Source organism: Polyangiaceae bacterium (assembly GCA_016715885.1).
Lineage (GTDB): Bacteria > Myxococcota_A > Polyangia > Polyangiales > Polyangiaceae > Polyangium.
Window position 1 is genome coordinate 33,098 of the sequence record JADJXL010000028.1, and the last position, 24,204, is coordinate 57,301.

Sequence of the window (24,204 nt, forward strand, 5' to 3'; positions counted from 1 at the left end):
ACTGGGCGCCCCGAAAAGGCACGAATCGAGCTGCCGCAACGCTCGGCCCTTCGAATTGCCCGCATTTTTCCGTGGCCCGCCCGCGAAATCCCGGCATACAATCACCGGCTCCATGTCGGATCCGACGCCCAGCATCGACCCTATCGACCTGCCATCAGCACGCCCAACGCGCCGCACCATCCCTTCGTCGCTTTCCAAACGTTACGAAGATATAGAATTCATCGGCGAAGGCGGCATGGGCACTGTCTACCGCGCGGTCGATCCAAAACTCGGTCGAACCGTTGCACTGAAGCTGCTCAAAGCGGCCGATGCGGAGATGCGAGACCGTTTCGTCGGCGAAGCGCGTTCACAAGCGCGCATTCAGCACGAGCACATTTGCCGCATTTACGAGGCGGGCGAGGTGGACGGCGAGCCGTACATTTCGATGCAATTCATCGATGGGGAGCCTTTGTCTGTCGTGCGAAATCGCCTCACCGTCGAGCAATGCGTGCACGTGATGAAGGAAGTCGCGCTCGCGGTGCACGAAGCGCATCGCATCGGGATCATTCATAGGGACATCAAACCGGCCAACATCCTCGTCGAAGAGCGCGAAGACGGCACGAAAAAGCCGTGGGTCATGGATTTCGGCTTGGCGCGCGAAGTCGATGCGAAAGGACAAACTCAAACGGGGGCCGTGGTTGGAACCGTCGCGTACATGCCGCCCGAGCAAGCGCGAGGCGACGTTCGAGCGATGGATCGCCGCAGCGACGTGTATGCGCTCGGGGCGACGCTGTACGACGTCATCGCCGGACGCCCTCCGTTTGTCGCGGAACATCCGTGGAAACTGCTCATGATGGTCGGTTACGACGACGCGCCTACCATCACGAAAGTGCAGAAAGACGTCCCGGAGGACCTCGAGACCATCATCATGAAGTGTCTCGAGCGCGAGCCTTCGAGGCGTTACGATTCGGCCAGGGCGCTCGCGGAGGACTTGCAAAGGTTCCTCGATGGCGAGCCCATTTTGGGAAAACGCGCATCGGTTGGGTACGTGCTGTTCAAGAAGGCGCGGAAAAACAAATTATTGACGACGTTGCTCGTGGTGCTCACGGCGAGCTCGTTGACGTTCACGGGCGTATGGGTGCGAGCTCAGCGGCAGGCTGCCGTGCGAGAAACATTCGCTCGGGAGCTTGGCGAAAGCGTCAAAGAAATGGAGTTATTTTTACGAGCCGCGTACGAATTGCCGATGCACGACGTCGAACGCGAACGGGACGTGGTGCGGGGAAGACTGCGCGAAATCGAAGAGCGGATGAGTTTGGCGGGAGATGTTGGCGAAGGGCCCGGGTATTATGCGATTGGTCGAGGGCACTTGGCATTGGGTGATCCTGATTCGGCGCAAAAACACCTGCGGCTCGCGATTGCGGCGGGATATTCGACGCCCGATGTCGAATATGCGCTCGGTCGAGCCTACGGTGAGCTTTTTCATCGAGCGCTCGCGGAGACGAAGCGCATTGCGAATGAAGAAGAACGCAAAAAGAAGGTGGCCGAGCTGGAAACATCGTTGCGTGATCCGGCGCTTTTGCATTTGCGCGCGGCAAGGGGCGCGCGGCTCGAATCGCCACTGTATGCCGAGGGGCTTGTGGCGCTTTACGAAGGGAAAAACGAAGAAGCCATCGAGAAAGCGCGGGCCGCATTCGAAAAGGCGCCTTGGATGTACGAGCCTAAGAAGCTCGAAGCAGACGCGCTTTTTGCCGAGGGGAGCAAATACCGGCACGACGCGGCATTCGATTACGACAAGATGAAGAAGTATTTCGATCCTGCGGCGGAAGCGTACAAATTGGCAGGTGAGATGGGGAGCAGCGATCCGGAGGTCCATCGAGCGGAATGCGAGCTGTGGGAGAAAATGGCGTTCGCTGAATTGAGTCAAGGTGGCCCCCCCTGGAAGGCAATCGATTTTGCCAATGCAGCATGTACGCGAGCCGTTCAATCGAGCTCCCGGGATGGGCGAGCGATCTTGCAGCGAGCATTGGCGCTGGCCGTGCGCAGTCATGCGTTCGGCCGCAACGACAAGGGAGAGGCATCCACGGCGGCCATCAAAGAAGCCGTCGAGGCGGCGGAGAGTGCATTACGTGCGAATCCCGGACACGTCATGGCACTCTATGCCCATGCGGCGGTATTGCTCGAACGCGCAAGACTCGCGCTGGGCCGGGGCGAAGAGGCCCCCATCGACGATGTCATCCGCGAATACCAAGGTGTCCTCGAAAAAGACCCGCAATTCACCTGGGCACACCACGAGCTCGGCGAAGCATTCATGCACGCGGCCCAGTTGGATCGACGCCGTGGAAAAGACATGCGCGATCCCATCAAACGAGCGCTCGAAGAATTCGGTCGAGCCGAAGCGCAAGATCCCAATTTTTCGCTCGCCATCTTCGCATCGATTGATGCCCTGACCAAACTCGTCGACAATGCTCTCGACATTGGCAAAGCCGCCGACGAACACGTAAAGAACCTGCTCGAAGCATTAAAACGCATCGAGCGGCGTAAGACGAGCGATCCATGGCGAACGGCCTACTGGAGCGCTCGAGCTTATCGCACGATTGGCATGCATGAATTGTATCTCGACCGCGACCCTTCGTCGTTCATACAATCGGCACTCGACGCTATTCGAAAATTTGCGGGGGACGCACCCAAAGACGCCTTTTTTCTCACGGAAATCGCTAGATGCCATTGGGCAAGAGCAACCCACGCCCTGCACCAGAACCTCGATGCGACAGCCCATATCGATGAGGCTCGTCGAGCCGCGCTGGCCGTCGTCGCCGCGCGTGGAAGCATGACGCTCGCGACCCAAATTCTCCTTGCGCGCATCGAGCTCGAAAGCCTGTGGAGCACGTTACCGTTGAAATTGAAAAGTGGCGCCCGTCATGAGGCCGTCCTTCAATACGTGCGGCCTTTGGTCGATGCGAAAAGCGAGGAATCGGCACCGTACGAAATCATGGCCGAGGTGTATGCATTACGCGCTGCCACGGAGAATGATCCCGAGCACAACATTGCAATAGGCCTTCGAATGACATCCGAGGCTCTCGCCAAGAGCCCGGACCTCGCACAGATTTTTGCCATCAAAGGGCTCCTTCATCTCGCTCGAGCGCATCGCGCGAAAACGTCAACCGCGGCCGCCGAAGCCTCAGCACGAGCAACCACCGCATTCGAAGACGCCGCTCGCCGCAACCCCATCATGTCAGCACAATATGCATATCGACGAAAAGCCTTGCAGCGGGAACTTCGTTAAACGTCGACACCTGGAACGAAATGCGTCAGACTCTTTGGTGTAACACAAATAACTCCCTGATCGGGTTGGCACGATACCTGCGATATCACTTATCGAAGCCCTTTACGGAGGTCCCCATGCTTGCACAACGAATGGTCTCGTGTCTCGTGGTTACGATCGGTTTGATCGCGGTTGGGTGCGCAACGGAGCCCACCGGCAATCCGGTCGACGGGGAACTCCTTTCCGTACCGCTCGATACGATGGCTCCAGGCGATCCACAAGACGATCCCCCTGGGAGCAAGAACGGCTTTCTGCCCGCATGTTTTTGGGATCCCAACGTGATCGAAGGCCTGCGCAAATACGCCGTCGGAGCCATCTGGACGAGCCCCAGCAACGCAACCTACGGCACGTTGCCGGCCAACAGCACAATGGACCTGGTCCCGCTGGCATGCCGCGCCGAAGCGCTCAAGTACCTCGCGAGATGCGCCATGCCCAAAGATACCTTCGTCTACGATACGCTCACGGGCGATCGATATTGGGGCTGGCTGAATTTGTCGACGCCGTGGCTCACGGGCGCATTGCCAACCGACGACCAGTGGTGGGTCACGGCGTGTATGCTCCAGCACCTGAATGGATACCACGTGGAAGTGCCCCTTCTGCTGGACGGCGCACGAACGGAGCTGTATTCACCGTCTGCAAGTCACCCGGAATTCGTCTACCGAGATTCTCGCTTGTGGGGGAACCTCTTCGATACGTCGACCGATTTCGTCGCTTATGCGTGTTACGAAGATGACCTGAACGACGCATGCACGGAATTTACGGTCGTTGATACGCGAATCTGCGACTCGGACCCGACCCTCGAATGCAACCTGAACATCCTCGGGCCATGCAGCGACGTGTGCACGCCCGTAAAGAGCGGTTACCAATGCCCTGATAGCGGCATGAAGCACGTCGGCTCGCGCCTGAAAGATTTCTCCTCCATGTACGGCACGGTGTGCGGTCCATGACGTAACAAAACGTACCGCGTCTAGTAATGGCGCGAGATGTGTGTTGTCGAAAGGCGCATTCCCTGCGTTCCTACGGGACGCGGCTCGCGTTCCGAAAGGACGCGGCTCGCCCTCGAAAAGTGGCTGGCACCTTTTCGGTGGCACGAGCGACACACGTCAGCGTCCGAGCAGCCGCCGCCACCACGGCGCTTTTGCATCCACCACCGTTTCCGCCGTCGCCATCGCTTTTTCCGTCACGGTATCGGCCGAACGCCCCGCCTGCCCACCTTTGGCTCCGCTCGCCTTTTCAGCTTCGGTCATACCAACGAGCATCTCCGCGCGAATGTCCGACGCGCCCGCCATGACCGCCTCGAGTGCCCCGAAGAGCTCCGCACCATGGGCATATCGAGCATCCCGATCCGATTGCATTGCTTTTTCGACGATTCCGATGACCGCCGGACGCACCCAGGGAGCCTCTTGCGATAGCGGTGGAGGCGGCTGCGTCATGATGGCTCGCAATATCTGCATGAACGACTTCAGATTCGCATACGGGGGCGCCCCTGCGAGCATCGCGTAAAGCGTCACGCCCATTGAATACACGTCGGCTCGAGCGTCCACGTGCTTGGCACCATCGAATTGCTCGGGCGCCATGTAAAGCGGCGTTCCCAGCATCTCCCCACTCGACGTCATCGAATTCAAAGGCGCCGTCATTCCCGGCACACCGTCTTTCGATTGGCGAATTTTTGCTATGCCAAAATCGAGCAATTTGACGATGACGTCACCATTTTCATTGCGAGAAAGAAAAATGTTCTCCGGTTTGATGTCCCGATGCACCACGCCCGCCGCATGCGCCGCCGCGAGCCCCGCACACGCCTGCGTCGCAATACGCAGCGCAACCGTCGGCTCCAGAGCGCCCACGCGATCGAGCAGCGAACGCAGGTCCTCCCCCTCGAGCAGCTCCATCACCTGAAAGACGACGTCTTTTTCCGGCTCCCGTGCGCATTCGAAGACAGCCGTCACGTGGGGCGAATCGAGCGTCCCGGCAATGCGAGCTTCTTGCTCGAATCGGAGCAAATTCGGATCGTCTTCGGCAAACGATTGCCCATGCATCCACTTGACCGCAACTCGACGCCCCGAACTCACCTCGCGCGCCTCGTACACCATCCCCATGCCACCCTTGCCGATGACTCGAACAATCTCGTATTTGTCGAGTAGCAGGCTGACCATGGCCGCTAACCGTCCTCGTCCAAAAGCCTCGTGAACAGCTTTTTGCCCTCGTCGCCCACGGCTTTGCAAAGCGCATCGACTCGCTCGACTTCGCGGCGGAGCATCTTGTGGTGATTTCGATTTTGCACTTGTTGTCCCTTGCCAAGCATTCGGAAAGCATGTTCGCGGCTTCCCGTGCGTTCCACCGCCGTGCCCACGATGAATCCGCGCAAAGCTTCGCCATGATCCAAATCGAGGCACCCGCCCCGTTCTTCGAGCCGCTCCGCTTCCTCGACGAATGCCACCGCCGCAGCTTGCATGCAATCGACGAGCGATCGTTTACCGCCTCCCGACTCGTAACTCAGCGCCCGAAGGAAATGCCGCTCCTCGAGGACGATTTCATGCGCGCCCGGCGGATGATTCATCAGACCGAGCGCATAGGCGCGCCGAACGACATTGTCGAGTTGCCGCAGATTTCCAGGCCAAGTCCGCTCGGAGAGGACGCGATCGACGCCCGCCGCAATACGCACTTGCCCGTCCGGAATGGATTCTCGATGTCGCCTCAGCGTCATGAAATGAGCCCATTCGGCAATTTCGTCGCGCCGCTCGTCGAGTGACGGCATTTTCACGGGCAACACATTGATTCGATAATAAAGATCCTCGCGAAATTGCCCTTGCCGTACCAATTCGAACAAATTGGCATTGCTGCCGACGATGAACCGCACATCGGCACGCTGTTCGCGTCCCGCATCCCCGAGCGTTCGATATTTTCGGGATTCGAGTAATTGCAAAAGCCCTGCTTGGGCTTTGAGCGAAAGTTTGTCGATTTCATCAATGAAAAGCGTCCCGCCCATCGCGCGAGCGATCGCGCCCGGAGCATCGCGCACGGCGCCCGTGAAAGCCCCTTTGCGCCATCCGCAGAGCTCGGCCATTTGCAGGTCTTCCGGCACCGTGATCAGGTCGAGAACTTCGAACGGCCCGCTTCGCCGTCCCGATTGCGCATGACACCATTGCGCGAGCCGCGATTTGCCCGCGCCCGTGGGCCCACCAATGAGCAGCGTCTCCTCTTGCTGTGCAAATACGCGTAACATTTCGACAATCGGCGCCATGACCGGACCCACGACGGGCAGAAGATCGTCCGTGGGACACGTCGACACGGGCCGCAGCGGCAAACCCACCAAATACGGCGCGGCAATGTCGACGAGCATTTGCACGTCCTCGCACACGGGCAACGTGATGAATTCGTCTCCGACGGCGATAGGACAACCCATCTCCACGGTCGCCATTCCTTCGATGGCTCCCCGCATCGATCGAATGGGAATGGCAATCATATGCGTCGCGTCGCGATTCGTCAGTCGCTGCACGGTTTCGGAGCTGGAAAACCCGCCCTCCGCCACGACTTCGAGCGTTCCGTCCGAAAACGTGCAAACGCGACCAATCGGCACATCGATGGCCACGGGACGAACACGCTGCACGACCCAGCGCCATGCACTCGCGCTCGGCAAGTGCATCGATGCGGTTTGCCCCGCCTTGGGCGAAGATTCATCGACGACGACGAGCCGCTGATATCCGTCGGCCGGGCGCAAATGCACCATTCCCCGCAAGACTCGACCAAGTTTTGCAAACGGGCTTGCTCTCAGCGCGGCGTTCGCCGACCCGAGCGCTTCCTGCAAGATGACCGACGCTGCATCTTCGAGGTATTTCGAGTCGCGAAGCCGCGCGATGAACTCTTGCAGTCGCTTGTGTTCCACCATAGATTTCGTCGGCCATCGTTGGATCGTCAGCGCAGCGAGCATTCACCGCGTGAACGGCTCACGGCCTGTGAGACTCTCACTCCTCTCGGCATTTTTCAAGAAGGATCCATCGCGACGGGCCGCGGCCCCGTAACACTTTCGACGAACCCACCAAGGCGTAGTTTTTCGACGTGCGCTTTGCTATGGTTGCGCTGCTGCGCCGCAGATAGCGGCGGAGGAGGACGTATGGCCAAGGGACAAGAGAAGCCCGGAAAGAACAACAAGCCCAAGCTCTCCACCAAAGAAAAGCAAGAGAAGAAGAAGGAGAAGCAAGCCTCCAAGGGCAAGTGAACGCCTCCACTCTCCACAGCCTGCCGGGCTGCCAAGTCGCAGTCCGGCAGGCTGTCAAGAGGGAAAACGCACGACCGGCAGCGCCAACGCAGCGCCCTCCTCAGTTGCGCTCGGCAAATGTCATCAGCGATTCCCGGACGAACTTCTCCCCGTTCCACCTCATGAAGTAGTACCGAGGTGAGCTCAGCGGCTCGGGGAACGTAAACCGCACTTCCACGACTTCCCCCTCCGCGTTCATCTTCTCAATCGTCGCTCGATACGGCCCCGGCTCGAACGTTTGTCCCACGAAAAAGGGTTTTCCCGTCGTGTACAAAAGCTCGAAGATCGTCGGGAAGAACGATCCATGTTTCGGACGAATCGTGAATTCGCGCTCGTTTTCGACCTGAACGTCCACGTCCTTGATCGCATACGAAAGCGAATGATAGTGAATTCGTTCGCCGCCCAAACCCTGGTAAAGTTTGTCGATGTACGACAATTTTGGATTGTGCGTAATGGGCGTATAATCCGATATACCCGTCGGCAAGACGCGACGCAAATAGAGCCCGTAAAGCGCCGTCATTTCGCGTTGATGCCAATTCAAAAAGAACACCTCGATCTTTTCCGGCGGCAAGCGCTGGTAATCGATGGTCTCCGCGAGCGACGTCGAGATCACGCGAAACCGCCCCTCGAACGTGCCCACGACGTAAATGCACACTTGGCAAAGCACCGGCGCGAGGATCAAGTGCAGGCCCATGAGCGCCCAACTGACCGCCCGATATCGACGATCTTTGGTCGCCTCGAACCGCTTCATCGCCTCTTCGAAGACCCGCGCCACCATGTACGCAAATCCAATCGACGGCAAAAGCAGATTGCGCGGATCGGGGAAACTCGTCGTCACGATGACTTGACCGGCAAGCATCGTGAGCACGAAAAAGCGCAATGGACGGTCGCTTCTCAGCCACCTCCAAGCGAGCGCCCAAAAGCCGACCGTCACGGCACCCAGAAGCACGGCCGCGAGCGGATAATCGCGCACAGGAGTGCTCGACAAAACGTGCAGCGGCACGCCCGTCGCCAAGATCACCGCATGATAAAATGCCGAGCGGAAAAAGTTCGCTGCCCACAGCCCCGGGTTTTTCCCCGGATTGAGGTAATACACCGTGTTCGCCCCGTGCCCCAGCACGACGAAATACACGTATAGAAAAACGACGCTGATGGCGGCAAACGCGACGAGGATCCCCACGAACGGGCGAATACGCCCGAGCAACGGTTGTCCTTGTTTTTCCGGAAAGACCAACACGTGAGACAAGACGAAGAGCGGGAGCACGAGCCCCGATTCTTTCGACAAAAGCGCGCAAATGTAAGCGACGAGCGAAGCCCACGCGAATTTCGCGCCGTCTCCCTCCCGGTAACGTATGAACGCGAGCAGCGACGCCACGACGAAAATGCCGCCGATCGTCTCATTCCGGTTCGCAATCCACACGATGTTCAGCGCATGCGCGTCATCGAGCGCGTACACGGCCACGCCGATCACGAGCGGCAACGCGTGGGACAAATATCGCGCAAGGAGCCGGTAGACGAGAAAAACACCGAGCGCGTAGAATGCGATGCCGATGAGGTGCGCGGCGATCGGGCTGTGCCCGAAGGCTTGGTATTCCAAGTAATGCGTGATCGACGGAATGGGGCGCCAAAAATTGATGCGCACGTCGAGGTCGGTCCACCACGGCGCAAGCCCGAATCGCTTGAACGCAATCACCTCTTCGGTCGAACGAATGAGCCCGAAAAGGTTGAGGTGCTCGCGAAAAATGTCCGGCATTTGGTCGAGCGCCAGGCGGTGGAGCCAATCGTCGGCAAAAAAGCCGCAACGAATGGACGGCACGTAAAATAGCGCCGTAAAAAGAATGACGTATCCCACGACGCGGCGCACGCGAGCCCGCTCCGCAGATTCCGCATTCGACGAAGGCACAACGGGCACGGAATTGTCACTCGTCACGAAGAAGCCTCGCGAAAGATGGCGTGACGGCCGAGCACTCGACGCTCCCAAACGGTCGCCACGACGGCCACGAGAGAAAACCCGACGATTCGCAGGATGAAATAGACATCGAAGCGGTCGACGAGGATGGCCAATGCGAAAAGGTCCATATGCAGGGCATTACCGCAATAAGCCCACAGACGCATCGGCGCTCGGTGCGTCTCGACGTACTCGCGGGCAAACGCTTCGTCGGCCGGCTGCGTTGCCAATCGAGCCCCGAGCGGACTGACTTTTTCGAGCAATCCTTGGCGATTCCCGAGCTGCCACACGAATATCGTCATGAGCACACGTTTGAACAGTGACCCGCTTTCACGCACCTTTTGTAATGACGCTTCGGCGCGCGCTCGGTCGCCTCCTTGATGTTTGCCCCCGGTGAGAAACCGCAAATAAAGCGCACAGTGGAAGTCATAAAGCATCAAGTGGTGCGCCCACGCCATGTGCGCAGCGAGCCCCAAAGCGGCCGCAACGATGGGTTTGCCCGAGGTTTGTCCAAGATGATAGGCCGCCGCAACCGTCGTGGAAACGTTGACGAAATAATCCGCCGCTCCGTCGATGGCATGACCCGTCTCCGATGAAAGCTTTTTCACGCGGGCAATCATGCCGTCCACGCCATCGAGAATGGCTGATGCGAACATCAATCCAGCCGCGATCGCTCGCTCGGTTGCGCTTCCGAACGCAATGAAGTACGCTGCGACAAGCCCTGCGCACAGCGACAGAAACGTGACCTGGTTCGGCGTGATCGGCGTGCGCAAAAGCGGCCGGGCGAGCACGAGCTGAAGCGACCTGTGGATGTAGAAGTTCACCGGATCTTCGACATCCGGAGACTTGATCACGTCGCTTTTGCGTAGTTTCATCGGCGTCGGGGACAGGGGGCCGGGGTGAGGCGCATCCCTTTGACACGAAAAAGCAAAAAAGGAAACCTCTCGAAACAAACATTCGCACCTGTGAAAGACATTCACGCCGTTCGGGAAACTGCGAAATCAGCGTAGCAGGGCTCTGATAACAGGTTACTCCGATAACAGGGACCAGGTGAGAGGTCTTGGCTCGATTTTCCGGCGCTCGCGCGGGGGGCCCCACTGTTCGAGCCCGCGAAGCGAGCGAGTTTGGGGTCCCGCGAGTGCCGGAAAACGGGCCAGGATCTCGACCGTATGCGAAGCGAGCGTGCAAACCCAGACGCGCTTTCGAGCATGCCGGGCGCAAAGCAAGCGTCCAAACTCCGGGACCGTTTTCAAGCATGCTGAACAGGTCGCGTAGCGGCCTTATCCACAACCTGCTAGTCTCCGCGGCCTGTCAAGATCGGCCCCTACGATGAACGACCGTCCCCCCTCACAATTCCTCGTTTCGCTCTCGCAGGTGCAAGCGCGTCGGCCTTTCACCGTGCTGCTCATCGCGCTTCTGACACTCGTGCCGTCGCTCTTTTTTACGCTGCGCCTCGGGTTTCGCCCCGACTTTTCCGAGCTTCTGCCGGATCACAAGGACAGCGTGGTCGAGATGCGGCGCGTCAGCAAGCGCCTGCCCGGCATCACGACGCTCACGGTGACTGCGGAAATCGCGGACGGGAAAAACGAAGCCCAGCTCGTGAAGTTCGTCGACACGATCGTACCAAAGCTCGAAGCCCTCGGGCCGCCTTGGGTCGAACGCGTCGAATGGGGATCGCACGATACCAAAAAGTTTTTCGATAAAAACAAACTGCTCTTCGCAAAGCTCGACGACCTGCAGAAAGCCCGAGACGAAGTCGTCGAGCGGTACGAATACGAGGTGCAGAAGCAGGCGGGAATGCTGCTCGACGAATCCGATGCGGATGCCCCGCCACCGATATCGGCCGCGTCGATTCGTGAGCGTTTGACGGGAAAAAAAGACAAAGAAGAAGTCAAGACGGATCCCGCAAGAACGCAACACCCGAACGGCTACTACATGAGCGCCGACGGGAAGTTTGCCGTGGTCGTGGCGCGAACGAGCTTGTCGTCGAAGAAGGATCGGCTCGAATTCATCGAAAAAGTTCGCACGATCGTCGCCGAGGCCGATCCGAAAAAGTTCGATTCCACGATGGAGGTGGGTTTCACGGGAGATCTCGTCATCAGCGGCGAAGAATACGACGCGATCGTGGAGGATCTCAATGAAGTGGGCGTCGCCGGCGTGCTCGGCGTGCTCGTCCCGGTGCTCCTCTTTTTCCTGCGCATTCGTTCGGTCATCGTCATGGCGGGAAGCCTGCTCGTGGGGCTTTTGTGGACGTTTGGCCTGACGTATTTCACGATTGGCTATTTCAATACGGCGACTGGATTTCTCACGACGATCATCGCCGGAAACAGCATCAATTACGGCATCATGTACATGGCGCGTTACATCGAAGCGCGCCGGGACGAAGGGGCGAACGTCGAAACGGCCATTTTATCGGCGCATACGACGTGGCTCGCAACCCTTTCGTCTTCGGCGACGGCGATGGTGGCGTACGGCGCCTTGGTGCTCACCGATTTCCGGGGCTTCAAGCATTTCGGGATCATCGGTGGTTACGGCATGATCATTTGCTGGATCGCCACGTATCTTTTCATGCCCGCCATGCTCGCTGCAACGGAACGAATCCGTCCGGCGTTTTTCCCAACGAAGGAAAAATCCAAGCTTCGAGGGTATTACGGCGTTCTTTTCGCCAAACTCGCTTTCGGCGCGCCGCGCGTGCTCGGGACCATTGGCGTCTTGGCTGGGCTCGTGTCCGTTTTCTTTTCGTACAAGTATTTCACGAGCGACCCGATGGAGTACGACATGCGCAACGTGCGCAACGACATCCGCAACAAGAGTGCGGCCGTTGCGCTTTCGGTGCGCGCGTCACCCATCGTGGGCCGATTGTCGCAAGACGGCATGGCCATCATGACCGACAGGCTCGATCAGGTCCCGCTGCTCGAAAAGGAATTACAAACGCGTTACGACGCGGCCCCCGGAAAAAAAGAAGCCATTCGAAAAAATCGTCACGATTCATTCGTTGCTTCCCAATGAGCAGGAAGCCAAAATCCCGCTCATCGAAGACATTCGTCGCGTCGTGACCAAAGCGCAGCGGCGCGGTTTCATTCCGGAAAAAGATTGGGTGGAAATGTCGCCCTTCATTCCGGAAGGCCAGCTAGAGCCCATTGGAATCGCCGACTTGCCCGAGAAAGTGGCGCGAGCGTTCACGGAAAAGGACGGCACGCGCGGACGCATCGTGTACATCGTTCCGAAGAGCGGCGAGAGCGTATGGGATGCGCGTTACCTCATTCGCTGGGCCGATAGCTTTCGAAAGACTGCATTGCCGACGGGTGAAGAAATCAAAGGATCGGGGCGCGCGGTCATTTACGCCGACATGATCCAAGCCATCGTCGAAGATGCCCCCAAACCCATTTTCGTCGCCGTCATCGGCGTCGTCATCATCATTCTCGTCGCATTCCGCGGCAGCCGCTGGGCGCTCGGGGTCTTCGTCCCCTGGCTCTTCGGCGTGAGCATGCTGGTGACGTACCTCTACTTCCGCAACATCAAGCTGAACTTCCTGAACTTCATCGTTCTGCCCATCACATTCGGCATTGGTGCGGATTATTCGCACAACTTGATGCAGCGCTACCTTGCCGAAAAGGGTCAAAACCTCGAACGCGTATTCGTGGAAACGGGCGGAGCGCTCGTGCTTTGTTCTCTCACGACGTCCATCGGTTACGTGGCCTTGATGTTTTCGATCAACAAGGGCATTGCGAGCTTCGGCGTTGCAGCGGCCATTGGTGAATTGACCTGCTTGCTCTCGTCGGTGCTCATTCTCCCAGCATTCCTCGTGATGCTCAACAAGCGTTCCCCAGCGAAAGAACCTCCTGCGCCCGAGGCCGAAACCGACCCTTCCGCCTGACGCCCATTCGTCCTATCCATGCGCATCGTCTACCTTGCTCCCAACATTCCCATCCCTGGCACACACGGCGGATCCACACACGTCACGCACGTGTACCGCGAGCTATCCAAGCGGCACGACGTTTTGCTTTATTGCCGCACCGGATCGACCGAACCGAATGTGCTCGCCCGCGGGCTCGCGGTGCATCCGGTGCTGCAAAAGGCGCTCTTGCCATTCTCGTTTGCGCGCGTGTATGGAGCCATCAAGCGTTTTCGGCCCGATGTCATTTACGAACGTTATTCGGCGTTTGGCTTGGGACCCATGCTGGGCAAAGCCCTTTCCGTGCCCACGGTGCTCATGACGCTCGACCGCGACGCCAGCGAGCGATCGTTTCGTGAATCTGCGCGCATCGTGGCGACGAGCGGCGAGTTCATTCCTGAAGTATACCGAGACAAACTGCGCATCGTGCATTGGGGCGTCGACATCGAGCACCTCGCGGGACAATCGCCCGACGCCGTGCGAGCGCGATTTGCGCCCAAAGGCGAGCGGATCGTGCTGTATACCGGGAGTTTTCCCGATTGGCATGGTGCGGACATTTTGGTTTCGGTGGCTCGGAAATGGTCGGGGCCGGATGTGGTCTTTTTGTTGGTGGGTGACGGCCAAGACAAACGGCGCGTCGAAAAAGCTGCGGAAACTGCGGGCGTTGCGGATCGCGTCCGTTTTGCTGGACGAGTGTCGCACGATCAAATTGGCGCGTACATCGAAGCGGCAGATGTATGCATTGCGCCTTACGCCCCATCGAAGCATCCGATCTTTCGTGTTCACGGCATGAATCGCGATCCGATCAAGGTGCTGGAATACATGGCGCTTGAAAAGGTGGCCATCACCATCGACACGCCCCGGATGCGAGAGCTCTTCAAGGCGGACGACGAGGTGTTGCTTTACCCGGCCGAGGATCACGACGCGTTGCACAAGTTACTTTGTCGGGTGTTCGAGGATCGGGAATTGTGTCAGCGTGTGGCAAAAGCGGGTGGGGCTCTCGTTCGGTCCCGTTACACCTGGACGCATCACGCCCAAGAGCTCGAAGCGGTTTTTACCGAGGTTTTGGGGGGTCGCTTGGACAGCAGGGTCAAAATTTAACGTCTGGACTAGAAGCAAAATTTGTTGGCGCAGCTCGAGAAAAATCTTGCGTTTGTTGTCACCGTCCTGTAACATATTGTTCTTCAACCTGACACCAAGGAGGGCGGCGATGCGTGGACGTGTTCACCAGGTTCTGAAATTTGTCGGACTGGCACTGGCCGTGGTGTTCCTTGGTCCCGGCGTGCAGTTGAGTCCTTCGCAGGACGGGCAAATCTGATACGATGCGGGCCACTTTCGGGGCCCGCACGTTCATGCCACGCACCTTACGACCCACTTTTCCCCTCCTTACAATCTTTCTCACCATCGGCGGCTGCCAAATCATCGGCGGGCTCGAAGAATTGCGTTTGGGCGATTCTTCGGGCGGAAGCGGTGGATTGGGTGGCGGAAGCGGAGGCTTGGGCGGCGAAAGCTCCTCGAGCAGCGTGGTTTCGTCATCGGCCGGTGGAGCTGGCGGCGCTGGAGGCGCTGGAGGCGCTGGGGGCGGCCCGCCAACGACCGTATTTTGGAGCAAGCGATTCGGGGATGGCTCGTCGCAATCGGTTACGGATGTTGCCGTCGACGCCATGGGAAACGTATTCGTTGTGGGATACTTTGCCGGAACGCTCGATTTCGGCACCGGTTCACCACTCACGACGGCCGGTGACACGGACGCCTTCATGGCCAAGCTCGATACCGACGGCAATCCACTTTGGAGCTTGCGATTTGGCGGCGCGGGGCCGGATCGCATTGAGTCCATTGCGCTCACGTCGGCCGGGGATCCCATTGTAGGTGGCTCGTTTGGCGGCGCGTTTTCCATTGATGCCACGAATTTCACGCATGCAGGTGGGATCGATGGATTCGTCATCAAGTTCTCCGCAATGGATGGATCGCTCGTATGGAATCGTCGATTCGGCGACGCGCAGAATCAGCGTTGCGCGAGTGTCGCGGTTGTCCCGAATTCGCAAGACGTTCGCTGCTTCGGTGATTTTTCGGGTACGGTCACGTTCAGCGGATTTACGCTCACGAGCTCGGGCCTCGAAGATCTCTTCGTGACGCGTTTCGGGTCGGATGGCACGTTCGTGGATGCCGTGCGTTCGGGTGATGCGCAGGTACAAACGGCGCGCAGCATGGTGGTCGATCAGTCTGGAGCCAGGTATGTGACGGCGCTTTTCGATGGCGCCATTGATTGGGGCCCCATGCCGGTGACGAGTGCGGGAGCGGGCGACGTATTCGTCGGCAAGATTCAATCGAACGCGACCGTGCCGTGGACGCATCGAATGGGGGATACGAATACGCAAAAGCCGAATGCGCTGGCGCTCGTCGGGGGATCTGGAATCGTGCTCGTGGGCGAATTCGAAGGAGCTTGTGACCTCGCAGGAAATGCCATCACGAGCAAAGGTAAAGTCGACGCATTCGTTGCGCGCATGAGCGACTCGGGCGCCGTCTCATGGATTCGGTCGATAGGCGATGCCAATCCGATGATGGCTCCCGACGATCAACACGCGACGGACGTTGCTGCCACGAGCGACGGTGTGTTCGTCACCGGGTATGCGGCTGGAACCGTCGATTTTGGCAGCGGCCAGGTCGCGGGCCCCGGTGACGCGGACGTATTCGTGATGCGATTGGCTCCCAATGGGCAAACCGTATGGAGTATCCGCGCGGGTAGCGATAATCCGCAATACGGCCGCGCCATCGCGCTGAGCGGTACGGATGCCATCGTGGTGGCCGGCGAATTTCGCGGTACGCTGGACTTTGGCAATGGCCCGCTCACCAGCGCCGGGAGCAATGACGTCTTCATCGTCAAAATGACTCGATGATGCCCCCGAAGGCGCAGAAGGCGCTATCATCGTGAGCGATGAACGCTTCGAGAAACCATCTGCGCGCTTTGCTTCGATTCTGCTCACCAGCGTTGGGTCTCGTGCTTTGCACGGGTTGCGGTCCCGACCCCACGAGTAACCCGCCGCCGCAAATCGTGGGCACGCGCGACGAGCTCGCGGACGCAGCGTCGCTCGAATTGCTGACGGATCCCGGGCGCTTACCGATATTCGGCGACGGCAAATACTTCCAAACGGGTAGCTACGACCGTGAATCGGGAGCGATTCCGCCGGCGAGCTTCGTCGATCGGGGCAATCGCGACATGAACCATTTCGCGTGTCGAGGCGTCGAAGCATCGGTGAGCGAGGCGCAAATCGTCCCGCCCCTCTACGACGACGAGGTTTGTCCCGAATCGTATGTGCGCGGTGTGGCGCTCGCTCGCATCGAAGGATCCGGGCGTCTGGCGCGGTTTTGGATGACCGCGAGCTCGCTGCGAAATGGGGGGGTTGCGAATGACGAAATCTTTCGCATATGGGTCGACGATGATCCATCGCCCGTCGTGGAAGAACCGCTCGCGGCGATCATCGATGGATCGGCGGGCGAAATGTTTGCCCCTCCATTCGGCGACGGCCCTGGAGATCACGTGGCGTGGTATTATCCGGTGGTTTTTGCGAAGAAAATCATCGTTGGTCTCGACAACCTCGGCCCGCTCGAATATTATTACGATCAAGTCGGCGTAGTGCTGGATCGCGTGCCGGTGGCGAGAAAAGCGGCTGCCAAACGTTTGCCGGCACGCGATGATGCGTCCATCGTCCTCCGGGCGGTGCAGAATGGCGGGGACCTCGGCGAGCCCATCGGAGCACCTACGGTCGTGTCGCTCATGCCGGGACAAACTGCAACGATCATCGATTTGCCAGGACCGACGACGATTCGCGCGCTGCGATTGGGGGTCGCAAAAGACGCATTGCCACATCTCGCGGACGTGGATATTCAAGTCACCTGGGACGACGCTGCGACCCCCGCAATGGCGCTCCCCATGTCGGATCTTTTTGCGGCATCACTCGATGCGCCGGAAAACGGAAATGCAAGCCTGGGACTCGCGGGATTCGAGGCACCGGACGGCACGGTTCAACTGGAGCTCCGTTTGCCCATGCCGTTCGAGAAAAACGTAAAGTTCGTCGCGACGAACAATCACGCAAACCCGGTAGATTTCACCCTTTCGATGCGCGGATCGTCCACTGTCCCAACCGCACCTTTCGGACATCTCCATGTCGAAAGGCGACAAACCATTGCGCCTGCCGCGGGAAAAACGCATCCGCTCGCAAGCGTGACGGGACGAGGCCGATGGGCGGGAACGTGCATGATGCTCGAAGGCCAAGGCATTGGTGACGGCACTCTTTTCGATGAACCCCTGAATTTTCTGGAAGGTGATGAGCTGGGGACGCTCGACGGCGAGCTGACCATTCGCGGTACCGGCACCGAAGATTACTTCAATGGCGCATTCTATTACGAGGCTGGCTCGCATTCGACGCCCTTTGCGCAATGGTGGGGCACGCGCGTGGATGGACTCGTGGGCCAATCGAGCGCTTGTCGCTTTCACGTGCTCGGGGACACCATCGACTTTGCAGAGAGCGCCGAGCTCGAGCTGGAGATTGGTCCCGGCATACCGGAGACGCTCGTGCGGTACCGCACGGTCACGTATCTGTATCGGTGAAAAGCTGACGAACGGTTTTGGTCGGGGAGGAGGGATTTGAACCCACGACGACGAGCACCCAAAGCTCGTGCACTACCAGGCTGTGCGACTCCCCGAGCTCGCAGCGCGTGGACGTGTCCACGTTCTGCTGGCGTCACCCGTCACCGGGCAACACACGGCGCGCACTTTAGACGACGACGGGCAGAAGAGCAAGAGAGTTTGTGGCGCCCCTACTCGAGGTTCTTTGCCAGGTACTCGATGACCCGTTCGTAAGCGTACTTCCGTACCACAGGACTGCGATACCCGTGACGTTCGCCCGGAAACACGAGCAGGTCGAAGGTCTTGTTCGCCGCGACGAAGGCATCGATGAGCGCTGCGGCATTTTGGAAGTGAACGTTCTCATCCATGAGCGCATGCACGAGCAGCAGTTTGCCGCGCAGGTTGCCCGCCATCTTCGTGAGGTTCGTGGTGTCGTACGCCGCCGCGTTGTCCTTGGGCAAACCCAAGTACCTCTCGGTGTACGCGCTGTCGTACAAGCGGAAATCCGTGACGGGTGACGCCGAAACGCCTACGTGGAACTTGTCGGGCGCCTTGAGCATCGCGAGGGCCGCCATGAAACCACCATAACTATGCCCGTAAATGCCGACGCGGTTTGCATCGACGTACGGCCTTTTGGCGACCGCATCGAGCGCCGCAATTTGATCGGCAAGCTCGACGTCGCCCATCTTTCCAGCGAGCGGCGCCTCGAATGCGGGACCCCTACCCCCGCTCCCTCGATTGTCCACTTGCATGACGACAAACCCTCGGTCGGCCAAATGTTGCCAAATGAGCCGCGGACTCCAGGAATTCAGCACGGTCTGCGCATGCGGACCTCCGTACACCATGACGACGACCGGATACTTCTTGCCCGGCTCGATGACCCGCGGAGGAAGCAGCGCCCCGTGCAATTCGACGCCCGACCCCACAGTTACCGTAAAAAATTCCGGAGTTCGCAATTCCAAACTCGCTACTTCCGGATCGGGCTTCGGCCCGAGATCAAAGAGCACTTGGCCACCAAGCTTGCGCAAAATGACCTTCGGTGGACGATCGGCCGCCGAATGCATGTCCATGACCATTTTTGCATTACGGTCGAGCCCGGCCATGTGCACGCCGGGTTCCTCGGTCCAGCGCTTGATTTCGCCTCCCTCGAGAGGCACCGAATAAAGCTGCCTGTCGAGCGTCGCGTCCTTGTTGCCAATGAAAAATACCCGCCCCGAAGCCTCGTCGAGTCGCGTTATGCCGTACACGTTCCAAGCTCCCGACGTCAATGTCTTCACAGGCGCGCCCGTCGCTGCATCCCGCAATTCGAGATGCATGAAGCCTCCCACATCGTGCAGCCACAAGAATTGCGGTTTCTTTTCGAGCGACTTGAATTGGGTAAACTCAATCCACGAAGGCGAGTTTTCCACGACCAACTCTTTGGTTTTTCCGTTCGCCGGATCGACTTTGACGAGCGCAAGGCGGCGCTGCCGGCGATCGAGCGTTTGCACGTAGACCGCTGATCCATCGTGCGCCCATGAAAAACGCCCCATGTATCGCTCGGTATCCGCAGGCCACGACAGCCACGTCGTTTTGCGCGACTTCACGTCGATGATCCCCGCGCGTACTTTCGGATTCGCCGCGCCCGGTAGAGGATACTTTTGCATCATCAGGTCCGGGCCTTGTCCGCGATACCCGAGCACCGGATGCTCCGCAACGCCGCGTTCGTCCACTTCCAAGTAAACGAGGCGATCGCAACTCGGGGACCAGAAAAACCCATGCGGTTCGCCGAGCTCTTCTTGGCCGAGGAAATCGCTTTGACCTCGCGTGGTGCCCGGTGGACCTCCCGTCGTCAATTTCGTTTCTTTTCCAGTCGCTACGTCGATGACGAACAAATCATCATTGCGGACAAACCCGACGCGTTCCCCAGTGGGGCAAAGGCGCGGATCGATTTCGGCTTCGGGCGTCTCCGTGAGCCGTTTCAATGCGCCATCGGCCGCACGCACGAAGATATCGCCACTGCCGGGCACGAGCATCACCGGAGCATTCTCGGCCCATTCGTACGTCGATATGCCCGACGCTCTTTGCCGCTGCCGCTCGCGCCGAAGCTCTTCTTCGCGACTGAGAGGTTTCGAGCCACCCGGAAGATCGGCTGCTCGGAGAAGGACGCGCGACGATTTCGTCGACGTGTCGAATGCAAAAAGCGAATACGTCATGTCGCCGGATTCACTGGCGAGCCACGTGACGAGCTTGCCGTCGGGCGATGCGCCAAACTTGCGCGGAACGTTCGCGCCGGGCTCGGGATACTTCGCGATGCGCTCGAAACCAATGCGGCTCTTGTCCGCGCCAAGGATCGCACCGCGCGAAGAATCGCCCTTCTGCGACGCGTTCGGCGCTTCTTTGGCCATCTCGCTCAAGAGCGGGCGCAATGGACGTTGAGCATCGGTTTGTCCTGCACAACCCGCGACGAGTGCGGCGAAGACAAACCCCGTACGAAGAACCCTGGTCTCGCTCATGCCCAGTCGATTAGACCGGGACGCGTGCCGTTTCAACCATCTTTCGCGACGTCGCTCGTTTCAGACTCGTTGGCAGGTGCGGCTTGCTTGTCGGTCGCATCGGTTGCAACGATACGTACTCGACGCACGCGTCTTCCAAAAACGTCCGTGACAATCACCGTGTACCCCTCGCACTCGATTCGTTCGCCAGGTTCGGCGGGACGCTCGAGCCGCTCGAGAACGTAGCCGCCGACGGTTTCCACGGTTTTGGCTTCCGGCAATAAAACAATTTGCTCTTCGCGTTCGAGGTCGGCCAAGAGCACGCGACCATCCACTTCGACAATCCCCGGCCCGCGCCGATGAATGGGCGGAACTTCTTCGTCGTTTTCGTCGCGAATTTCACCGACGATTTCTTCGAGCAAATCCTCGATCGTGACGAGCCCGATGAATTCGCCCGTGGAGCTCGTGATGATCGCGACGGGTACTTGCCTTGCCTGCATTTCGAGACGCAAGCGTTCGACGGACGTGGTTTCCCTGGCAAAAATGGGTTTTCGCAAGAGCTCGGCGACGCGCGAAGCTTTGCGCCGGCCGCTGAGCACGTCGAACAAGTCGCGAAGATGGAGATATCCGAGAACCGAATGGCCCTTTGCATCGAGCACCGGGTATCGCGAATATCCCGCCTCGGCAACGACGGCGACGGCTTCTTCGATGGTCATTTCCGCGCGGAGGGTCGCGGCATCACTGCGTAGCGACATGACGTGACGCGCGGTTCGCCTGCGCAGGTCGAAAATGCGGACGAGCATGCTGCGCAGGGCAGGATCGAGGCCCGCTGGGCTGCGCGTGAGCAGAATGCGCAGTTCTTCCGAGGTATGGGCAATTTCTTGTTCATGCGCCGGCGTAAGGCCGAACAGGCGAACGAATGCATTGGCTGCCGAATTGAGAACCCAAATGATCGGCCAGGCGAGCACGTAGAAAAAGTGCAGGGGCCTTGCAGCAAAAAGCGTAACACTTTCGGTACGTTGGATGGCCAAGCTTTTCGGCGCCAATTCACCGATGATCGTGTGCAAGGACATGATCAGGACAAACGCGACGCCCAGTGATACGGCGTGCGTCGCGTCGGGTCCGAATCCAGCACGCACGAGCAGAGGCTGGAGCAGATGGGCAATGGCAGGTTCGCCAATCCAGCCAAGGCCCAGGCTGGCAAGCGTAATGCCAAGCTGATTGGCGGACAGATACGCATCCAAACGCTGCGAGATGGCGAGCGCGCGCTTGGCACGCGCATCGCCGCTGTGCACGAGCTGCTCGAGGCGCGTCGGGCGCATCTTGACGATGGCAAATTCCGATGCGACGAAAAATGCATTGAGCAGTATCAGCAGCGCCGTCCCAAGAAGATAGCCAATGGTCGACATTGCTGAATGAACCCCCTACCTCGCGGAACACGCGCAGTACGACACGGTGACTAAACGAGGCGCGTGCGCGCGATGATTTCACGTTGCAAATCGGGGCCGCTCGCGTTCGCATCGAGCCCCTCGAGGAGCACGTCGGCCGGGCATTGCCCCTTGGAAACGAGCGCTCCGAGGCGCGCCAGATGCACTCGTTCGTCCTGGCCATTGCGCATACGCGCGCGCCTGGCCAAACCTCCCTCGGCGATGGACATCACGCGTTCGGCCAGCGCCGCCAAAGGTTCGCCGCGGAACGTGGCCCCGAGCGCATCGCGCGCAATCGCGGGCCGCAGCGCGTCGAGCTCGGCAAAGGTAAGACTTTCCGTGAGCGCTTCGGCTTCGTCGAGCGCTCGGTCGTCGTACAAAATGCCCGTCCAGAGCGCGGAAAGCGCGCACGTCGTGGCGGACGATTGAGCGTCCGCACCTCGCACTTCGATCGTTCGCTTGAGGCGCACTTCAGGAAAAAGTGTATTGAGGTGCATGTTCCAATCGGCTTGCGTCGCGCGATGACCCCGAAACCCGTAGTCCATGAAACTGCGGAACGATTGTCCGGTATTTTCGAGGATCGTATTGCCACGTTTGATGAGGAACATGGGGGCATCGAGTGCCCATTCGACGTAATCGATGAACTTGCGGCGCCCGTGGATGACGCTGGCGAGCAGACCTTGACGAGCGGGATCGACGTCGAGCCACGTGTGCGCTCGGCGGCTCTTGCCGCCCCAAATTTTGCCTTCGTAAAATGGGGAATTGGCAAACATCGCCGTGATGACGGGAGAGAGGCGAAGCGCAATGCAAAGGGAACGCATCGCTCCTTCTTCGCTGGAATAGTCGAAATTGGCCTGCACCGTCGACGTGCGGCGCATCATGTCGAGACCGCCCGTCCCTCGCAATGGCAAATACCGCTTCATGATGCCATAACGAGATTTCGGCACCCACGAGAGATCTTCCTGACGCGCCAAGGGATGAAAACCGACGCCGAGAAAGGTAATGCCAAGCTCGCCGGAAATGTCGCGAAGCTCGGCCAAGTGACCGCTCATTTCGAGACAAATCTGATGCACGTTGTCGAATGCGGCACCGGACAATTCGAGCTGTCCGCCAGGTTCGAGCGTAATCGACGCACCGGCTCGTTCGAGCGCAATGAGGGGCCCTCCGGGATATTCAGGCTCGGGCTTCCACCCGTGCCGCTCCACGAGAGCTTGTAGGACGGTGAGCACGCTACGCGACCCTTCATAAGGAAGCGGAGAACCGTCGGCTACGAAAACCCCGAACTTTTCGCCTTCCGCTCCAATTCGATAACGATCACGCGGCTTCATGGCCGTGTGCAGCGGAATGTATAGGTCGTCAATGTTCCGGATGATGTCCGGCGTGGAGGAAACGCTCGTTTCAGCCATCAGTTTTACTCGGATGAGGTTTGTCGCTCCGCATGGCCTGCGGCTGTGGTGCCGTGCGATCCGAACCGAGTGTCCGATGCACCAAACACACGAGACAAGCCGGAGAGATGCGCCAACGTGGTGCCAGCACCACCACCAATGATGCTCGCACCACCTTCGACAAGACGCTTACACGCGGAAGTCCAAGCATCGATCGGCACGCCCGTGACAGGCGCGCCGTGTCGAGCGGTGGAGCTGGCCGCGAGAAGCACCCCCACCCGAGCGCCCACGCGGGACGCCACGTCGATCGCTACCCGCCCCGCTGCCTCGGTGGGTACGTCGAAAAGAACCGCGTGCACGCCTGCTCCAAGGGCCGCGCGCGTCGCATCTTCGACCGAATCACCATCGACGAGACGCTCGCCGTCGGATGTTTCGAGGATGGCCCACGTGGGCAATTGCGTCGCGCATGCGCTCGCGATCGCGGACGATCTTGATGCGCGCGCAAGCTCGGTGCCGTGCTGAAACGCTTCGGGAGACACGCCGCGCGCCAGAACGAGCTCGCAGCCCGACGTGGACAGCCGCGTCGCATGCATCGCGTACTCTTCCGTGATGCGCTCGGGCAAAACGGGCGCGATCCAGCGCGATCCAAGCAGGCCTGCCACCGCAACGGGTCGCTTTGCACTGCCGGCCGCATCGAGTGCGAGCTCGATGGCCGTGCCCGTGAGCGCCGCCGAACGAAACGCCATGCCAATCTGCGCAAGCGCCCGCGGCATCGTTTCATCTGTGAGCGCTAAGAGCACGTCGACTCCAGCCGAGATCTCGTGCCCGTAATAATCCGTCAAGACCGTCTCGTGCTCGCGCACGAGCCGCCCGAGCGGCGCTGGCCCCGAAA

General features: G+C 59.4%; 15 protein-coding genes and 1 tRNA gene. 7 read left to right on the top strand and 9 right to left on the bottom strand.

Features of this window, described 5'->3' with window-relative positions; genetic code table 11:
- Positions 1 to 112: 112 nt before the first annotated feature.
- On the top strand, positions 113 to 3,262 hold the full coding sequence (locus IPM54_41415; protein ID MBK9266233.1) for a protein kinase: 3,150 nt from the start codon (positions 113 to 115) through the stop codon (positions 3,260 to 3,262).
- A gap of 116 nt (positions 3,263 to 3,378) precedes the next feature.
- Positions 3,379 to 4,248: a hypothetical protein gene (locus IPM54_41420; protein ID MBK9266234.1), complete on the top strand. Its 870-nt coding sequence runs from the start codon at positions 3,379 to 3,381 to the stop codon at positions 4,246 to 4,248.
- A gap of 156 nt (positions 4,249 to 4,404) precedes the next feature.
- On the opposite strand, the gene IPM54_41425 is transcribed toward IPM54_41420, so the two are convergent.
- The 4 genes from IPM54_41425 to IPM54_41440 form a co-directional block, all read right to left on the bottom strand.
- On the bottom strand, positions 4,405 to 5,454 hold the full coding sequence (locus IPM54_41425) for a serine/threonine protein kinase (protein MBK9266235.1): 1,050 nt from the start codon (positions 5,452 to 5,454) through the stop codon (positions 4,405 to 4,407).
- Between the two features lie 5 nt (positions 5,455 to 5,459).
- A complete protein-coding gene (locus tag IPM54_41430; protein MBK9266236.1) occupies positions 5,460 to 7,187 on the bottom strand; it encodes a sigma-54-dependent Fis family transcriptional regulator in 1,728 nt (575 codons plus the stop codon).
- Positions 7,188 to 7,617: 430 nt separating this feature from the next.
- A complete protein-coding gene (locus tag IPM54_41435) occupies positions 7,618 to 9,486 on the bottom strand; it encodes a glycosyltransferase family 39 protein (GenBank protein MBK9266237.1) in 1,869 nt (622 codons plus the stop codon).
- Positions 9,483 to 10,379, bottom strand: coding sequence for a CDP-alcohol phosphatidyltransferase family protein (locus tag IPM54_41440; GenBank protein ID MBK9266238.1), 897 nt, complete (start codon positions 10,377 to 10,379; stop codon positions 9,483 to 9,485). The genes IPM54_41435 and IPM54_41440 overlap by 4 nt, the downstream gene beginning before the upstream one ends.
- Before the next feature lie 454 nt (positions 10,380 to 10,833).
- Between IPM54_41440 and IPM54_41445 the strand changes: the two genes are divergently transcribed.
- The 5 genes from IPM54_41445 to IPM54_41465 all read left to right on the top strand — a co-directional run bounded on the left by IPM54_41445 (position 10,834) and on the right by IPM54_41465 (position 18,008).
- Positions 10,834 to 12,513, top strand: a complete 1,680-nt coding sequence (locus tag IPM54_41445) for an MMPL family transporter (protein MBK9266239.1) — start codon at positions 10,834 to 10,836, stop codon at positions 12,511 to 12,513.
- Positions 12,500 to 13,381 carry an MMPL family transporter gene (locus IPM54_41450; GenBank protein ID MBK9266240.1) on the top strand — a complete coding sequence of 294 codons (882 nt, stop codon included), beginning with the start codon at positions 12,500 to 12,502 and terminating at the stop codon, positions 13,379 to 13,381. The genes IPM54_41445 and IPM54_41450 overlap by 14 nt, the downstream gene beginning before the upstream one ends.
- A gap of 18 nt (positions 13,382 to 13,399) precedes the next feature.
- Positions 13,400 to 14,500, top strand: coding sequence for a glycosyltransferase family 4 protein (locus tag IPM54_41455; GenBank protein ID MBK9266241.1), 1,101 nt, complete (start codon positions 13,400 to 13,402; stop codon positions 14,498 to 14,500).
- Positions 14,501 to 14,721: 221 nt separating this feature from the next.
- On the top strand, positions 14,722 to 16,296 hold the full coding sequence (locus tag IPM54_41460; GenBank protein ID MBK9266242.1) for a hypothetical protein: 1,575 nt from the start codon (positions 14,722 to 14,724) through the stop codon (positions 16,294 to 16,296).
- A gap of 38 nt (positions 16,297 to 16,334) precedes the next feature.
- Complete coding sequence (locus tag IPM54_41465; GenBank protein MBK9266243.1) at positions 16,335 to 18,008, top strand: DUF2961 domain-containing protein; 1,674 nt, start codon at positions 16,335 to 16,337, stop codon at positions 18,006 to 18,008.
- A gap of 18 nt (positions 18,009 to 18,026) precedes the next feature.
- Here the strand turns inward: IPM54_41465 and IPM54_41470 are convergent.
- From IPM54_41470 to IPM54_41490, 5 genes are all read right to left on the bottom strand, one after another.
- Positions 18,027 to 18,103, bottom strand: a tRNA-Pro gene (locus tag IPM54_41470).
- Between the two features lie 114 nt (positions 18,104 to 18,217).
- Positions 18,218 to 20,521 (bottom strand): alpha/beta fold hydrolase, encoded by a 2,304-nt coding sequence (locus tag IPM54_41475; GenBank protein ID MBK9266244.1) that lies wholly within the window; start codon positions 20,519 to 20,521, stop codon positions 18,218 to 18,220.
- A 32-nt stretch (positions 20,522 to 20,553) separates the two neighbouring features.
- Complete coding sequence (locus IPM54_41480) at positions 20,554 to 21,909, bottom strand: HlyC/CorC family transporter (protein ID MBK9266245.1); 1,356 nt, start codon at positions 21,907 to 21,909, stop codon at positions 20,554 to 20,556.
- Positions 21,910 to 21,959: 50 nt separating this feature from the next.
- Positions 21,960 to 23,297 (bottom strand): glutamate--cysteine ligase, encoded by a 1,338-nt coding sequence (locus tag IPM54_41485; GenBank protein MBK9266246.1) that lies wholly within the window; start codon positions 23,295 to 23,297, stop codon positions 21,960 to 21,962.
- A 41-nt stretch (positions 23,298 to 23,338) separates the two neighbouring features.
- Positions 23,339 to 24,175: a homocysteine S-methyltransferase family protein gene (locus IPM54_41490; protein ID MBK9266247.1), complete on the bottom strand. Its 837-nt coding sequence runs from the start codon at positions 24,173 to 24,175 to the stop codon at positions 23,339 to 23,341.
- Between the last annotated feature and the right edge of the window lie 29 nt (positions 24,176 to 24,204).

Coding starts and splice junctions, on each gene's coding strand:
- IPM54_41480 (MBK9266245.1), bottom strand. CDS start 21,909: ATGTCGACCATTGGCTATCTTCTTGGGACGGCGCTGCTGATACTGCTC.
- IPM54_41415 (MBK9266233.1), top strand. CDS start 113: ATGTCGGATCCGACGCCCAGCATCGACCCTATCGACCTGCCATCAGCA.
- IPM54_41425 (MBK9266235.1), bottom strand. CDS start 5,454: ATGGTCAGCCTGCTACTCGACAAATACGAGATTGTTCGAGTCATCGGC.
- IPM54_41475 (MBK9266244.1), bottom strand. CDS start 20,521: ATGAGCGAGACCAGGGTTCTTCGTACGGGGTTTGTCTTCGCCGCACTC.
- IPM54_41460 (MBK9266242.1), top strand. CDS start 14,722: ATGCGGGCCACTTTCGGGGCCCGCACGTTCATGCCACGCACCTTACGA.
- IPM54_41430 (MBK9266236.1), bottom strand. CDS start 7,187: ATGGTGGAACACAAGCGACTGCAAGAGTTCATCGCGCGGCTTCGCGAC.
- IPM54_41445 (MBK9266239.1), top strand. CDS start 10,834: ATGAACGACCGTCCCCCCTCACAATTCCTCGTTTCGCTCTCGCAGGTG.
- IPM54_41455 (MBK9266241.1), top strand. CDS start 13,400: ATGCGCATCGTCTACCTTGCTCCCAACATTCCCATCCCTGGCACACAC.
- IPM54_41420 (MBK9266234.1), top strand. CDS start 3,379: ATGCTTGCACAACGAATGGTCTCGTGTCTCGTGGTTACGATCGGTTTG.
- IPM54_41440 (MBK9266238.1), bottom strand. CDS start 10,379: ATGAAACTACGCAAAAGCGACGTGATCAAGTCTCCGGATGTCGAAGAT.
- IPM54_41465 (MBK9266243.1), top strand. CDS start 16,335: ATGAACGCTTCGAGAAACCATCTGCGCGCTTTGCTTCGATTCTGCTCA.